Raw genomic sequence first — 14965 nt, 5'->3', positions numbered from 1 at the left:
CGATTATTGATTCGTTACATTGAATCTTCTGCTCGTAGGCCGGAAATACCACGAAACAACGGTCAAAGTAAGAAGCAACAACGACGGAAATATTTCTTTGATCGGATTTCCCATCGCGATATGCGACAGCGCCGCTCCGGACATCGCAAAGAAAAATCCGGCATAGGCCCATTCCTTGATCAAAGGATTTTTGGGAATCAACACCGCAACGACGCCCAAAAGTTTCCAAACGCCTAAAATGGTGAGAAAGTAACCGGGGTAACCCAATTTCAAAATGAATTCCACTTCACCTTCCATCTTGAGCAATTGAACGATTCCGGTCGACAACATCCCTAACGCAAGCCAGAGAGTGGAAATCCAATAGATGATGATGTTTCTCTTTGTCATAATGCGTAAGTTTCAATGACTCGCATTTTTTTGCAATCGTTCTATACGGCCGTCGTAGAGCAAACGTAAGCATTATTGTATGTCGCATAATACAAAAGTCGAAGAATACCGTTAAAACGAAATCGGTTGTAGTCGGCTTAACGAAAATAGACGACTGTCGCGTAAACTTAGGGAAGTTAACGTTTTTATTGTATGTTGCAAATCTACGAATGTCGCATAAACTCCGAAAAATATGCGTATGTCGCTAAAACGCCGCATTATCCAACGCCGCCTAAAATGCCCGCACAAATTATTCCCAACGCCGATTTCACATTCACTTCATTTTCTTCAAAAGAAGAAACTGATTTTGAATTTCTTTCCCTTCCCAGGAAAAACCGGAACGATCTTCCATCTGTTTAAGAATGGAGAACAACTTTCCGCCGTCCAAAAGCGCGCCGACTTCCAATACGATTCTGCCTTGCGCATCCACTCCCCTTTCATTCAAAGAATTCACGCCTTTGATATTGCGAATCGACTGAAAAAGATCGTTCTTTACGGAATCCTCATACGATACGTTTTCCAATACGATCCGAATCGTATTGCCTCGCTTCCATTTTTCTGCGAGCTGTTTGATAAGCGAAGTCTTCATCTCTACAAGAAGTCGATCCAACGCTTTTTCCGAACCGTATTGAAGACTGATCGCGGGCTTACCGCCTTGGAGATTCCCGGAAACGAGGGTTTTTCCCGTAACGATTTCGATCAGACGAAAATCGATCGTTGCAAAAATGGGTTTCAATTCCGTTCCTTCCGCGAGCTTTTCCCCTTCTTTAGAAACGAAATCCACGATCCACAAAAGTTCTCCGCCGTTTTTTCGCGCCGCTTCTAAGAAGGGAAAAAGATCGGCATCTTTCGACCTCGTCGAAATCACATTCAAATTCTTGAATTCTTCTCGGGAAACGTTTCTAAAATCGAAACTCGGATATTGGGAAATCAGTTTCGACTCAAGCATGGTCCGCGCGGAGTTTGCCTTTTCGTTTCCGAATTTTTCCGAGGCTAAAAGAAGAATTCTCGGTTTTCCCAAAAGCCGATACTGTTCCTGAATCGACTCTTCCAGACTTTTTTCGTCCACGATCCCGCTCGCCCGGATCCGTATTTTATTTTTTGAATATTTCGTTTCCAGAATACGGTATCTTCTCACCAAACCGATCTCGGAAGTTTCCACGATATGAACAAGAGAATAAGAATCCACAAGATACGAACGCGATTCCACGTTCGTTCCCAGAACCTGACGGATCATTTCCATCTTCGCGTTTTTCTCCGCGTCCGATAGATTTTCCCCTTCCACTTCGACCTCCACATAACCCGGTTCGGTTTGTTTGGTCTGAAAGGCGCAATAGAATTGAAACAAGACAAGCGCAACAATAGCCGTTCTAAAAAAAGAAATTCCCTTCGTTCGCATCTTCCTCATTTGCCCTTATTTCCCTAAAGAATCTAAAAAACGTTTCAAGGCCGCCGTACTCGATTCCTGGAATCCTTCCGATTTAAAAAGAATTTCCCGTTTCGAGTTCAGAATCAAAACCGTGGGCAAGCCTGCGATCCGAACCTGAGAATAACTCGAAGACAAAGGATCGATCAAAACTTCCGCAGCGTTTTGTAACTTTAGAAATTCGGAATATTCTTTCCCCGTCCTAAAATCGTCTCCTACGAATACGACCCAAAGAAAAACCTTTCCTTTTCCGGCCAAGGAAACATTCGTTCGTTTTGTAAGATCCAAAAGAATCGGCACTTGCTCTTTGCAGGGATTACACGTCGAACCGGTAAAATTCAGGATCAAAACGTCGTTATCGGAAAGATTGCCGAGAAAGGAAGAAAGTATGATTCTTTCTTCTTTGAGATTATAAAAAGCGAAATTAGAAAGGGGTTCCGCAGAAACGGTTCCCGCAAAAAGAATCAAAAACATACATAAGGAAATAAATTTTTCACGAAACATAGCTTTCAAAAACCGAACTACGCTCGAAGTTTTGATACGCGTTTTCATTCCGTTCCGATTTCCGAACTTCTAATCGGCTTTACGCCGAAAAGATTGTAAATCCTATTTTCCGAATCCCAAATAATTGTTTACTTTTCTTCGATCGGCGTTTTGATACTAAGGAGTTTTCCATTTCTTTTTAGTAGACGGAATTTTCAAATCGATCGGATTTCGACTCAGAGCAAACGGATGTACGTTAGACTTCTTCTTATTATTTTTTCTTTCGTATGCACCTCGAGCGCCGTCCTTGCGCAGACAAAACCGTCCAAAATCTACGTACACAAACTGAATCCGGAAGGAAATCTCGGCGCGGGTTTGGAAAACCGATTTCGAAACGGAATCATCAATTCGGTTCTCAGAAACTTCGAAGGAAAGTATACGATCGTCGACGACGAATCTCTTGCGATTCTTTATAAACAAGTCGAAGCCCTGCAGAAAATGAACTGCTCGGACGAAATCTGTATGAAACAGATCGCAGACGCGATCGACGCAAACGAAGTGATTTCCGGAACGATTTCCTCCAAAAACGGGCTCGTCTACGTCTCCCTCCGCAATCAGACAAGAGATTCAAAAACTCTAATGTATTCCATTAAGTCCGCGTTTCAGATGGAGTTCCCCGAGTTTCTTTTGGACTACTATGCATCCGAATCCGGTAAAAAACTTTTAGACAGACAATACAATTTCGATCATCAACAGGCTCCCGCTTCGGTAAACGGAAACTTGAGCGTAGCCTTCTTAAAGATCAAACCGGTTCCCGGAACGAACTTGAATTCCATGGAATTCAAAACCTCCGATAAAATCCTCGAAGGCGTTCTGGAGGAAGTTAGGGAAGAATTGAACGAAGCCTCCGAACTAAGTCTCGCGAAAGATTACGCCGAATCCAACGAAATCTACGAACGAATTTTAAAGGCGTTCAACGATCGTCTTACCGAAGAATCCTTACGAAAACTCGAACCGTTTATCCGCGAAATTCGAAAAAACGTCACCAACAACTATAGTTTGGAATATAAGGAAAAGATCAACGAAGCCGACCAAACTCTTTTCGGCTCCGGACAACTCAATCCGGAAGAATTACAAAAACGTCTGAACGACTACGTCGCATTAGGCGAAGAATACGGAACGAAAGTTCCCGAAAAACATAGACAACTTCAGATTCGCCAGAGCATCCAAGAACGAAAGGAAAAGTTGGAGCTTACGATTTTTTCCCTTCGCGAGAAGGAAGCGGATCGGGCTTATTCCCTATTCGACTTTTCCCTTGCTTCCAAACTATATGCAAATCTTCTAAAGGATCTTTCCCTAAAAAACGAAACTCCGTATGTCGCGCTCAAGGAAGCGATCGAAAAAAAATCCGATACCGCCGAAAAAACGGGACGTTCTTATTTAACGAACCGTTTAGAAACCTTGTATCTGCTGATCGAAAAGGAATTCACCGCGGAAGCCTTGGCTACGACGGAAGACGAAAAGGAAACGCATCAAAGCAGGATTCACGACGCGTTTCGAGAAGCGATCGATTCTCTCGCCAAATCGGATTTTGCCGCTCTTTTGCAGATCGACAAAATCAAAAAGGAAATCAAACGCGTAAACCAAAAACTAAAAAACCCGATTTCTCTTCAGGAACAATTGGATTCCCTTTTGCACGAGGGTTTGGAATCGCGCAATCCCACACAAATCATCAACAGCCATCGTCTCGGGGCCGACTGGGAATCGAAAACGGGGCTTTTCTGGGGTTCCGCCAAGTCCAAACTCAAGGATCTTTTGGAAACGTCCGCCAATTTCGCAAATCCCGACAAGGAATTCAAAAAACTATTCGGCATTCACCTTCAAGAGGAAACGGCTTCGACCTCCGATCCGGAAAAAAACACATTCCAATCTTCGAATATTCCAAAATCAAAGATCGAAAAAAAACGGATCAAACGGCAATCGATCGCGAAAGAAAAATCCTGGCAGATCTTCGACGGCAATTTCAACTGGTATCAAGCCAGCCAAATCTGCGATTCTCGGGATTTGCGTCTTCCCACCATCGAAGAGCTGGAAGATTCGTATGAAAGCGGTGAAACGGAATCATGGACGGACAACGGCGCGGATAGACGGTATTGGTCTTCCACGATTTCGATCGGCGCCAACGGCGCCTACAACTTGGATATTTTCAAAGGCGAGATCCGCTGGGATCATCTTAGCAATTACGCGGGCGTTCGCTGCTTGAAGTAATTCTCGCAAAAAGAGCAGAATTGCGCGTTGTCTTCTGCGGACAACTCTCATTCTCCCGTTGTAACGCGCTCGACTTCGCGTCGTTTCAAGAATGTCCGGTTAATCCCGCACGCAAAACCTTCTTATCGAATTTTCCAACACTCGTTTTCGGAATCGCGTCGATCAAACGAATGTCGTCGTTGTGAGGCAATTGCCAATTCGCAAAATTTTCCTTTAAGATTTCAAGTACGGATTTTTTATCCACGCTTTCCCCTTCCTTCGCGACGACGAAAACAACGGGAACTTCTCCTCGAATGTCGTCCGGTTTCGCGACCACCGCCGCTTCCAAAACTCCGGGCGCCTTCAAGACCTGCGCTTCCATTTCGACGCTCGAAATCCATTCGCCTCTCGTTTTGATCAGATCTTTTTTCCGGTCCGTGATTTGAATGTAAGAATTTGAATCGATCGTGATGACGTCCCCGGTGCGAAACCATCCGTCCTCCGTAAACGATTCGCGGCTCGGATTTCCGTAATACGAAGCGGTGATCCAAGGGCCTCGTACGATCAATTCTCCCGGAGTTTTTCCGTCCTTGGGAATGTCCTTTCCTTGTTCGTCGATTCCTCTGAGTTCGACTCCCGCGACGGCCGGACCTTGTTTGGCAAGAATATGCAATTTTTCTAATTCTTCCAAATCGTTCATCGTAGTTTTGAGTCTGCAGACGGTTCCGACGGGAGATAACTCCGTCATTCCCCATGCGTGAAGAATATGGATTCCGAAATCCTTTTGAAATCCTTCGATCATGGACTGAGGAGCGGCCGAACCTCCCACGATCATCGTATGCAATCCGCTCAGATCGTAGGAATTCTTCCTTAGATGTTGATACAGTACGTTCCAAATCGTGGGAACACCCGCGGCCATCGTTACCTTTTCCTGTTCCAAAAGAGAGGCGAGTCCATGACCTAACAGGTGTTTGCCGGGAAAAACGAGTTTCGCTCCGGTCATCACGCAGCCGAACGGAATCCCCCATGCGTTCGCGTGGAACATGGGAACCACGGGAAGAATCGTTTCTTTCTCGCAAACCCCGAGACTATCGGACATACAAATCGACATGCTGTGAAGATAAATCGAACGATGGCTGTAAACGACTCCCTTCGGATTTCCCGTCGTCCCGGATGTGTAACACATTCCCGCGGCGGCATGTTCATCTAACTCCGGTAAGGTGAACGAATCGTCTCCGCTTTTTAGAAACGTTTCGTAGTCGATCGCATCCGGCAAAGGCGCCGCCGCGATCGCTTCCAAATCGTCCATCACGACGAACTTAGGCTTCTTTTTAAATTCAGGAAGCAGATCGGCAAGAACCTTACTCAAACTCTTATCCACAAAGATCACGGAATCCTCGGCGTCGTTGACGATGAACACGAGCTGTTCCGGAAACAAACGCACGTTCAACGTATGAAGAACGGCTCCCATCGACGGAGCCGCGAAATAAATCTCCAGATGTCTATAGTGATTCATTCCGAACGTGGCGACTCGATCGCCCGGACGAACTCCGAACTTCTTCAGCGCGCTCATCAGCTTCGTAGTCCGAGAATGAAATTCTCCGTACGTATATCGATGAATCGATTCGTCGTTCATTTTGGTTACGATCGTTTTTTCGGGATGAACTTCCAAAGCTCTTCGTAATATCGCGGGAACGGTCAGCTGATAATTCATCATCGTTGAGTTCATAAGGTCACCTCGGGCAATGGGCCGATTGAAATGGAATGGTTCGTTGGGATTTTCAGAATGGATCGAAGTTCGTCAATAAAAGTTCGACCGATCGGTACGATGATTCCTCGGTTTTGAAACGGGATACAATTCGGAAAATAACCGTTTGACAGTCAGGTTTTCCGGTTTGAAATGGAATCGGAGCGCACGTTTGGAGTCAAAAGACACTTCTAAAAAGAAATCGGGTTGGCTGCTTTATATCGCGGCGGGAATTTTATTATTTTCGGCCCTTATCTTTTTAATCGGCAAATTCAATCGCACCGGATTGGAAGAAAAAATCGCCGCAGGCAAACCGATCTACTTTCTCTTTCACGCAACGGGCGACAACGAAGAATACGAATTCGGTCTCTTAGCGACTCTCTTTCCTTCGAACAACCGATGCGCTTTGTATTTCATTCATCCGATTACTTCGTTCGACGATCCGGACGATTCGTTGGATCTTCTCAAGTCGGGCGCTAAGTCTTCCGTCAAAAGCGCCGTCACCGATCTGATCGGAACCAAACCGCATTATACGATTTCTCTTTCCGCTTCGAACTGGGTTCGTATCGTCGATCTTCTCGGAGGCTTGAGCGTTTATACGGACAACAAAACCGTCCGCAATTCTTCCGAATACAATCGCGAGCCGGGAGTTTATACGATGTCCGGCCAGGACGTGTACGACTACACGGTTAAGATGGATAAGAGAGAAACCTTGGATTATTTGGAAAGAATCAGCCGTCAAGAAAGCGTCGTTCTTACTTTGTATGAAACTCTCTCGCAAAGAAAAGAATTCCTAACGACTCCGCTTCTCGTATTTACGCACGGCCTCATCGAATCCGATCTTTCCAAAGAGGATTTCGTCAGTCTTGTTAAGTTTATCAATTCAAGAAGAATCCAGTTCGGCATCGCCGAACTTCCCGGAGAACCGGCTAACGACCCTAAGACGAAAAAACTTTTTCTAAAAACGGACATCGCAAGAGCCAGAGTCGCGTTCCGAAAATTCTCCAAGGACATGAACTCGGACGTTTTTGCGGACGCGGAATTTGCGAGAACGGAAGTGTTGAACGGCACCGAAGTCGCGGGACTCGCAAAAGACGTTCGAGGAATTCTTTCCGATAAAAGAATCAAGGTTCTTGCAGCGGACAACGCTTGGAAAAAAGGATTTCCGAAAACGGTGGTCATCGATCGTTCTGGCAACACCGCAATCATGGATCGCATTTCGACAGTATTAGAAAAAGCCGAAGTACATCACGTATTAAGAAAGGATCTGGGTTTGGACGCGACCGTCGTCGTAGGCTCCGATTACGAACCGAGAAAATAGAGACCGATGAGCCCTGCCCCAAAACAAAATCCGACAACCAAAGAAATTCTTCAGATCATCCACGACATCATGGTGGATAAAAAGTGCGAAGAAGTCAGCATCTTAAACCTCGAAAGCGTGAACAGCTATCTGAGTTACTTCGTCATCTGCACAGTGAACTCCGCCGTTCAAGCGAACGCGGTAGCGAGAGAAGTCAGAAAGACATTAAAAGAATATAAACTAACCCACAAGGAAGCGGACAAAACCGGAACCTCCGCGAACTCCGGTTGGACGCTTTTGGACTTCGGAGAAATCATCATTCACATCATGACTCCGGAAAAAAGAGAATATTATAATTTAGACAGACTCTGGCGCGACGCCAAGAGAATGGAACTCTAAAGGAGAAGCCGTTCCCTCCGGATCGGTCCGTCGAAAATGATTTTTAACTCAGCGGTCTTCATCTACTTCTTTCTAGTCGTATTGGCGGTTTGTTATTTTTTCGCCGCAAGAAAAACCTCCGTCAAACTCCAAAACGTATTTCTGTTGATCGCGTCCTACACGTTTTACGGCTGGTGGGATTGGATCTTTCTGATTCTGATTATCTCCGTTTCCGTCTCGAACTTTTACATCGCGCTTCTCATCGAACAAAAAGAATCTCCGAAAATCCGGGGGTGGCTTTTGTTTCTCGCAGTCGTCATCGACATGGGAATGCTCGGGTTTTTCAAATATTATAATTTCTTTATAGAGAATTTGGGCGTCGCCGTAAAGACTTCGGCGGGACTTTTCGGCGTGGAAGATCCGACCTTATTCCAGGATGCGACCTTTCTTCAGATCATTCTTCCGGTCGGGATCAGCTTTTTTACGTTTCAGACCTTATCGTATGTGATCGACGTCTATTACCGCAAACTCAAAGCGGATACGAATCTGATCGACTTCTCCCTGTTCGTCTGTTTTTTTCCGCAGCTGGTCGCTGGCCCGATCGAAAGAGCGGGAGATCTTCTTCCGCAAATCAAGGAAGAACGGAAGATCAATCTCGATCTTTTTTACAAAGGATGTCTGCTGCTTCTCGTGGGCTATTATATGAAAACCTACGTCGCGGACAATCTCGCGGAACTCGTCAATCTCGTATTCCTCGACAATCCCTTGATTTATAAGGCCAATCCGGATTTAGCGGGCGGGCACTCCGCGATTCATACGATTCTTGCGTTCCTGGCGTTTTTCTTTCAGATCTACTGCGACTTTGCCGGTTATTCCTACATCGCGCGCGGTTCCGCGTTTTTGCTCGGCTTCAACTTAAGCGAGAATTTCATCACGCCGGAATTCAGCGTCAACTTCCGGGAACTCTTCCGCAGATGGCACGTCACTCTCAATCGATGGTTCACCGATTACGTATACATTCCGTTAGGCGGAAGTAAGGTGAGCCGTCTCTATAATTTTCGGAATCTATTTATCATCTTCGGACTTTCGGGAATTTGGCACGGAGCGAGCTGGAACTTCGCGTTCTGGGGATTGGCCTGCGGTCTTTACATCGTCCTTTATATGATCTTTAAGGAATCTTTCGAGCGGTTAAAACTCTCGGCAAAAAGCAGATTCCCGTTTTTAAACCACGCATTCTTTACGAAGGGTTTTTTCTTCTGGTCCTGTTTTTTCACTACGTTCATGTTCGCGATGACTTCCATCTTTTTCAGAAGCTACGACGGCCAACACGCGAGAATTCTTCTTTCCAGCATTTTGGAGAATTTCTTCACTCTCCGCGGACCGAACGATCAGATCAGCGTAGCCAATTATTTCACCGAAATCGTCAAGGTCATCGGACCTCTTCTCGTCTGGGATTATTTTCATTTTAAGAATAATTCAGCTTTCTTTATATTCGAAAAACCCGTAGTGATTCGGGTTTTGACCTATTTATTTTTCTTTTACTGCATAGTTCTAAAAGGTGTGTTCGGCAAAAATGTCATTTACTTCGCTTTTTAAGAATAAGGTCGTCCTCATCGTTCTCGGAATCGTAGTCGCGATCGAACTCGTCGCTCGGTTTACGGAAATCTATTTTTACGAACACACGGAAGTCTTTTTAGTCAACAACGTCCGCAAAAAAATGGAATCCGGAGTCCTCGACTACAAAGGATTGATATTCGGGGATTCCAGAAGTATGTCCTTGGTTCCTTCTCCGGAATCGAAGGTGTACAACTTCAGCCTTCCGGCGATGGGTGCGAGATATTATACGCATTATCTTGCCAAATATTTAAAATCGGGAAATCAAAAACCGGAGTTCATTCTATTCGCGTCGAGTCCGGGACTCATTACGCGCGGATACGGAGAGCCGATCATCGATCCGACTCTCATCAAATACGTGAGACCGAATATGAGCTTTTCTGAATATTTGGAGAACCGTTTCGTTTCCGGTTTAACCTATAAAAATTTCGTTATGGAGAGCGGACCCGCGAGCATGCAGAAAACGGTTTCCGAAATCAACTGGAAATTCTTTTCGCATAGGATTCTTCATTTATTCTCCTTGGGAGAAATGATCGAACAATACAAAGGCCCCGAACTTCTTTATGTTCTTTCCGCTTCGATTCCGAACGCATTCTCCACATACCGTTATAGAAAAGCGCTCTTGAACGTTTTCTCATACGAGAATTACAAACCGGCCGAAGCGAAGATGAAACTCGACTGCGGTTGCGAGGAACTCTATACGCCTCAGTGTTCTCCGCCGGAAAGTAATTACAGGGACAATCGTTGGATTTCCGAAAAGCTGAACTTCCAAAACGGGGGTTTGAACATTTCGGATCGGATGAAACCGCAACACGCGATCTTATATCAGATGAGTCAGGAAAAACTCAAGGAAGAGGTGCTGGCTCCTTATAAAACGGAACCGAGTTTCGACTTTGCGGCCTTTGAGGATTTTTTGCGTTACACGCAGGAGCAAAACATCCAAGTCGTTTATTTGGTGATGCCGTTTCCCGAATACATCGAACCGACGGGTTACTTTACGAAATTCTGGAACGCTTTCGAACCTCTCAAGGCGAAATATCCGCATCTAAAAGTGATTCAGTTCGAAAAACAATTTATGAAACCGGAATCGTATTCGGATCAGATCCATCTCAACTGCCAAGGTGCGAAGGCCACGAACGAGATGTTTCATAAATTAGGGTATTGACTCGCACGTCTTTTTCCAGCTCCCGAAGAGAGCGTTCGAACGAAGTTCCGGCAAAGTTCGACTCGATCAAACCTTGTCAGATGATTTTGTTGGAGTTCCTACAGGGACACTCGCAAAAATTCCTCTTGCAGATATGAGAATTTTCTGATATAGGAAAATTCTTCGATTTTCCCCGCCAACCCACCTCCACCACCCAATCGGGGAGGGGTCGTCGTTTTACGGAAGATCCTGTCGGAACTCCGATAAACCTCGCCGTTCTTCAATCGATCAACGCCTTCAACTCGCCGACATTCCCGACCGGAAGTTTGCAGGAAAAATTCTCGCACACATAAACGAGCGCGTCTCCGCCGGAGTCTCGCGCTTCAAACAACGAGGAAAGTTTTCTGGCTTCTTCCAATTCGTCTTCGTTCACCGCCGCGACGACCGCGTTCGGTAAAAACGTATTTTGAATCGCGGCAAGAAGTTCCTTTCCCGCGTCCGCATTCTTGCGAATCAAAACGATCTCTTTGGAACGGTGTTTGTAAGTCCAATATGCGGACAAAAGATACGGATAACTCAGAGCGTACGAAGATAATTCTTTCGCAAAGTAATGAAAGATCGATTCCGCGATCCCGCGATAACGATCCGTGTCGACTCCGAGTGCGGACAACTTCACCAAAGAATACGCGAGAGAACTGTTCGCCGACGGTTCGACACCGTCGTAACCGTCCACGCTTCTACGGAGCAAAACCTCTCCGTCGTTTCCGGTATCAAAGAAAACTCCGGAAGAAGAACGGAACAATCGGATCGTGTCTTCCATCCAAAGAACCGCGTTTTTCAGATAACGAACCCCGCGTCCCGCTTCGAACAACGAGATCGAAGCCGCGATCATCTCCGCATAATCATTCGAATATCCTAATATACCGGATTCTCCGTCCCGATAACGACGCAGAACGCGCCCGTTTCGATCGATCAGATTCTTTTCCAGAAACGAATACGTTTCCTCCGCAAGACGCAAGAACTCTTCGTTTCCGAACGCGGCCCCGGCCTTGACCAGCGCTTTGATATAAAGTCCGTTCCAAGAAGTCAGGATCTTATCGTCACGCAACGGACGGACTCGTTTGCTTCTTCGTTCCAAAAGTTTTTTTCGGCCGGTTTCCAAAACGGAATCGAACCGTTTCAATTCTTCTTCGGTGAGATCCGCGGTCGCGGCGCGATAGCGTTCGTGCAGAATATTCTTCCCTTCGAAGTTTCCCTTTTCCGTTACGTTCCAATATTTTTCCAGCAAGGGAGAATCCTCTCCGCAGACTTCTCGAAACTCCGCGAGATCCCAGATATAAAAAAGTCCTTCTTCCCCTTCCGAATCCGCGTCCTCCGCACTGCAGATTCCTCCTCCCGCCATTCTCATGTCGCGATGCAGATACGAAATCACATCGAGCGCGAACGAACCCGCGGGAATTTTTTTAGAAACCTGAGAAGTTTCCACGAGCGTTTCCAAAAACAAAGAATTATCGTAGAGCATCTTTTCAAAATGAGGAACCAGCCAGTGATGATCCGTGGAATAACGGCACAATCCGCCGCCTACCTGATCGTAGATTCCGCCCTGTTTCATCGCTAAAAGCGTGTTTTCGACCATTTCAAGAGCCCTTGGATTTCCGGAAGAATGATAATACCGAAGCAGAAACGAAAGTCCCATACTCGGTGGAAATTTATTGACATGATTGGTTTTGAACCCGCCGTATTGAGCGTCGTAATAACTTTCGTAGAGAGAATAACCGGCATCAAAACAATTTTCCGGAGGAAGATCGCCTTCCGTTTTTTCGGCCGCCCGTCCTTCTCCGGATTCCTTCAAATAATCCGAGAGTTCGGACGAAGCCTTGATCAATTCCTGACGCTTTTCACTCCAAACCTGTTGAATGACATTCAAAACTTCTAAAAAGCTCTTTCTCCCGTAACGCGCCTCGGGCGGAAAATACGTTCCTCCGGTTATCGGCTTCCCATCCGGGGTCAAAAAGATATTGAGCGGCCAACCGCCCTGCTGGTCCATCGCGTGCAACGCGTCCATGTAGATCCGATCGATGTCGGGTCGTTCTTCCCGATCCACCTTGATCGAAACGTAATGTGCGTTGAGATAATCTGCGATCGTTTGATTTTCAAAGGATTCACGTTCCATCACGTGACACCAATGACATGTCGCATAACCGATCGATAAGAAAATAAGTTTGTCTTGGTCTCTTGCCTTAGTTAAGGCTTCCTCACCCCAAGGAAACCAATCAACCGGGTTGTTTGCATGTTGTTGGAGGTACGGACTTTTTTCTTTGGAAAGTCGATTGGGCTGATTGGAATTTAATTTCATTGAATTGTTCTCTTTTGACTCGTAAAATCCGTTTTTCGATTTGTAAAAAACTTCCTACATTCAACCATGTCCATTAAGTAGGCACTTACATGGACCACAAAAAGGAAAGGACTCGCAGAAAATTCAGAAACCTTCTCATTTTCGGAACCATCCTTTTTGCAGCAACGCAGCCTATAATCGGCGAGAATATTCTACCCGAAGAAACCTATGCGGAAGAAGAAAAAAAGTCCTCCGAAGGGAACCTCGGCGATTCGAAAAAGGTACTGCGCCTTACCCTCAAAGAAGCGGTCAATCATGTTCTCGAAAAGAACATTACGATCCAAAACGCCAAGATGGAATACGTTAAGGCGGACGGTGCGGAACTCAAGAACGAATCCCAATTCACTTGGAATTTAATCGGTGGGATCACGGTCTTCAAAACGACTCTTCCGAATAACCGAAACAACGTCTTTTTAGGAACGAGACAAAGTCAGGATAAAATCAGCGTCGGTGTTGAGAAGAATTTCAAAACCGGAACGTATGCGAAATTAGAAGCAAGTACAACCCGTTTCGATACGAGCGCCTTTGAAGATCCGTTGACGACTCCTTCCAATTTAAGCTTTTTAGCGATTCCTCCGCAGTACACGAGCGCATTGACCCTCACACTGAGTCAGGAAATTCTGAAATACAGCTTCGGAAAGACGCAAAAAGAAAGAGAAGCCATTATAAGACAAAACACTGTGATCAAACGGGAAGAATTGGTTTTTGTTCTTTCCCAGCTTGTCGTGCAAACTCTGGTTCAATACTGGAGTTTGAATATCTACGATTCCAATGTGAAAACCTTGGAAGAACTGCAATCCAACACGCGCAACATCCGCGATTTAACGGCGAGAAAGCGCAATCTCGGCCTTTCCGAAGGATTCGAAGTCAATCTCTGGAGTTCCATTCTTTCCCAAACCGCAGGAAATCTGGAAAAGGCGAAGGTTTCCAGAAAAGAAGCGGAACGGAATTTAATCCGTATTTTAAACGCGGATCCCACTTCTAAAATCGAAGGCGTTACCGATCTGCAAGAGAACGTTCCCGCCGACTTTAACGTGGAAAAGGATTATCTCTACGCGCTCGAACATAGAACCGATCTGAAAAATCTCCGCAAACAAAGAGAGATCGCCGAACTCAATTTGAAAATCAAAGAAGCGGAAGACATGCCTTCTTTGAAACTTTCCGGCGCGTATTCCACGAGAGGACAGAACATCGTTGCTCCTCAGCAAAACGTAACCGATACGAATCGCGGGATCGCTTCCTTCAAATATCCCGAGGCGTATGCCGCGTTCCAATTTTCATATCCGCTTTGGGACAAAGGGATCAAAGCCGATATCCGCAACGCCAAAATGGATGTGGAGAATTTGGAGAAAAAAGAAGCGGAGCTCAAACTTTCCATCAAAGAAGAATTAGAAAACCGTTATGCCGCGATTCAATCCGGCAAAGATATCTTTGAAGGCGCGAAAAAAAGAAAGGAAGAGGCCAACAAATTCTACAGAGGTCTTTCCGAACGTTTCCGCCAAGGAAGATTCACGGCGGTTGCCGTGAAAAACGCATTGGACAACGTGATCCAATCCGAGTTGCAAGTTACACAAGCTAAGATTCAGATGAACATCGACATTCTCCGCTATGAACTCGCAAAGAATCATATCTTTGAGAAGTTCGGAGTGAACGTAAACGACATCATCGATCGTATGATGAAGATGGCGGATTCCGCTCAACTCGAAGCCGCGGCAACTTCCGAGCAGAAGTAAGTTTTTCTTTTTAAGTCCTGTAGAAAGACGGCCCTAATCCAACAAACAATCAGTAATTTTCGAAGCTACGGC

General features: G+C 45.7%; 11 protein-coding genes. 6 read left to right on the top strand and 5 right to left on the bottom strand.

From position 1 onward, the window contains the following. Window positions 1-3: 3 nt before the first annotated feature. The 3 genes from LFX17_RS04400 to LFX17_RS04390 all read right to left on the bottom strand — a co-directional run bounded on the left by LFX17_RS04400 (window position 4) and on the right by LFX17_RS04390 (window position 2404). Window positions 4-387, bottom strand: coding sequence for a DoxX family protein (locus LFX17_RS04400; RefSeq protein WP_238745244.1), 384 nt, complete (start codon window positions 385-387; stop codon window positions 4-6). 313 nt (window positions 388-700) lie between these two features. Then, window positions 701-1834: a hypothetical protein gene (locus LFX17_RS04395; protein WP_238729211.1), complete on the bottom strand. Its 1134-nt coding sequence runs from the start codon at window positions 1832-1834 to the stop codon at window positions 701-703. A 6-nt stretch (window positions 1835-1840) separates the two neighbouring features. Continuing rightward, on the bottom strand, window positions 1841-2404 hold the full coding sequence (locus LFX17_RS04390) for a TlpA family protein disulfide reductase (RefSeq protein ID WP_406600658.1): 564 nt from the start codon (window positions 2402-2404) through the stop codon (window positions 1841-1843). 180 nt (window positions 2405-2584) lie between these two features. On the opposite strand from LFX17_RS04390, the gene LFX17_RS04385 reads away from it, so the two are divergent. After that, the gene (locus LFX17_RS04385) at window positions 2585-4603 is read left to right on the top strand and encodes a cag pathogenicity island protein CagA (RefSeq protein WP_238745242.1); all 2019 of its coding nucleotides are present in this window, start codon (window positions 2585-2587) and stop codon (window positions 4601-4603) included. 85 nt (window positions 4604-4688) lie between these two features. Here the strand turns inward: LFX17_RS04385 and LFX17_RS04380 are convergent, their stop codons facing one another. Continuing rightward, window positions 4689-6311, bottom strand: coding sequence for a long-chain fatty acid--CoA ligase (locus LFX17_RS04380; RefSeq protein WP_238745240.1), 1623 nt, complete (start codon window positions 6309-6311; stop codon window positions 4689-4691). Window positions 6312-6456: 145 nt separating this feature from the next. On the opposite strand from LFX17_RS04380, the gene LFX17_RS04375 reads away from it, so the two are divergent. Genes LFX17_RS04375 through LFX17_RS04360 form a run of 4 tightly spaced genes read left to right on the top strand, consistent with a single transcriptional unit; the run spans window position 6457 to window position 10786 of the window. Further along, window positions 6457-7650: an LCP family protein gene (locus LFX17_RS04375; RefSeq protein ID WP_238745238.1), complete on the top strand. Its 1194-nt coding sequence runs from the start codon at window positions 6457-6459 to the stop codon at window positions 7648-7650. Window positions 7651-7656: 6 nt separating this feature from the next. Next, entirely contained in the window at window positions 7657-8028 is a 372-nt protein-coding gene (rsfS, locus tag LFX17_RS04370) for a ribosome silencing factor (protein WP_118955566.1), read from the top strand. A gap of 36 nt (window positions 8029-8064) precedes the next feature. Next, complete coding sequence (locus LFX17_RS04365; RefSeq protein WP_238745236.1) at window positions 8065-9603, top strand: MBOAT family O-acyltransferase; 1539 nt, start codon at window positions 8065-8067, stop codon at window positions 9601-9603. Continuing rightward, window positions 9581-10786 (top strand): hypothetical protein, encoded by a 1206-nt coding sequence (locus LFX17_RS04360; RefSeq protein WP_238745234.1) that lies wholly within the window; start codon window positions 9581-9583, stop codon window positions 10784-10786. Before LFX17_RS04365 ends, LFX17_RS04360 begins: the two co-directional genes overlap by 23 nt. Before the next feature lie 259 nt (window positions 10787-11045). Here LFX17_RS04360 and LFX17_RS04355 read toward each other — a convergent pair whose 3' ends face one another. Further along, window positions 11046-13121: a thioredoxin domain-containing protein gene (locus tag LFX17_RS04355; protein WP_238745232.1), complete on the bottom strand. Its 2076-nt coding sequence runs from the start codon at window positions 13119-13121 to the stop codon at window positions 11046-11048. Window positions 13122-13210: 89 nt separating this feature from the next. Between LFX17_RS04355 and LFX17_RS04350 the strand changes: the two genes are divergently transcribed. Then, on the top strand, window positions 13211-14893 hold the full coding sequence (locus tag LFX17_RS04350) for a TolC family protein (protein WP_238745230.1): 1683 nt from the start codon (window positions 13211-13213) through the stop codon (window positions 14891-14893). Window positions 14894-14965 lie beyond the last annotated feature (72 nt).

It is taken from the genome of Leptospira sanjuanensis (genome assembly GCF_022267375.1).
Taxonomy (GTDB): Bacteria; Spirochaetota; Leptospiria; order Leptospirales; family Leptospiraceae; genus Leptospira; species Leptospira sanjuanensis.
The sequence above is the reverse complement of the archived record's forward strand: the minus strand, read 5'-3'. Positions and strand labels throughout refer to the sequence as shown.

Coding starts and splice junctions, on each gene's coding strand:
- LFX17_RS04400 (WP_238745244.1), bottom strand. CDS start 387: ATGACAAAGAGAAACATCATCATCTATTGGATTTCCACTCTCTGGCTT.
- LFX17_RS04395 (WP_238729211.1), bottom strand. CDS start 1,834: ATGAGGAAGATGCGAACGAAGGGAATTTCTTTTTTTAGAACGGCTATT.
- LFX17_RS04390 (WP_406600658.1), bottom strand. CDS start 2,404: ATGAAAACGCGTATCAAAACTTCGAGCGTAGTTCGGTTTTTGAAAGCT.
- LFX17_RS04385 (WP_238745242.1), top strand. CDS start 2,585: ATGTACGTTAGACTTCTTCTTATTATTTTTTCTTTCGTATGCACCTCG.
- LFX17_RS04380 (WP_238745240.1), bottom strand. CDS start 6,311: ATGAACTCAACGATGATGAATTATCAGCTGACCGTTCCCGCGATATTA.
- rsfS (WP_118955566.1), top strand. CDS start 7,657: ATGAGCCCTGCCCCAAAACAAAATCCGACAACCAAAGAAATTCTTCAG.
- LFX17_RS04365 (WP_238745236.1), top strand. CDS start 8,065: ATGATTTTTAACTCAGCGGTCTTCATCTACTTCTTTCTAGTCGTATTG.
- LFX17_RS04360 (WP_238745234.1), top strand. CDS start 9,581: ATGTCATTTACTTCGCTTTTTAAGAATAAGGTCGTCCTCATCGTTCTC.
- LFX17_RS04355 (WP_238745232.1), bottom strand. CDS start 13,121: ATGAAATTAAATTCCAATCAGCCCAATCGACTTTCCAAAGAAAAAAGT.
- LFX17_RS04350 (WP_238745230.1), top strand. CDS start 13,211: ATGGACCACAAAAAGGAAAGGACTCGCAGAAAATTCAGAAACCTTCTC.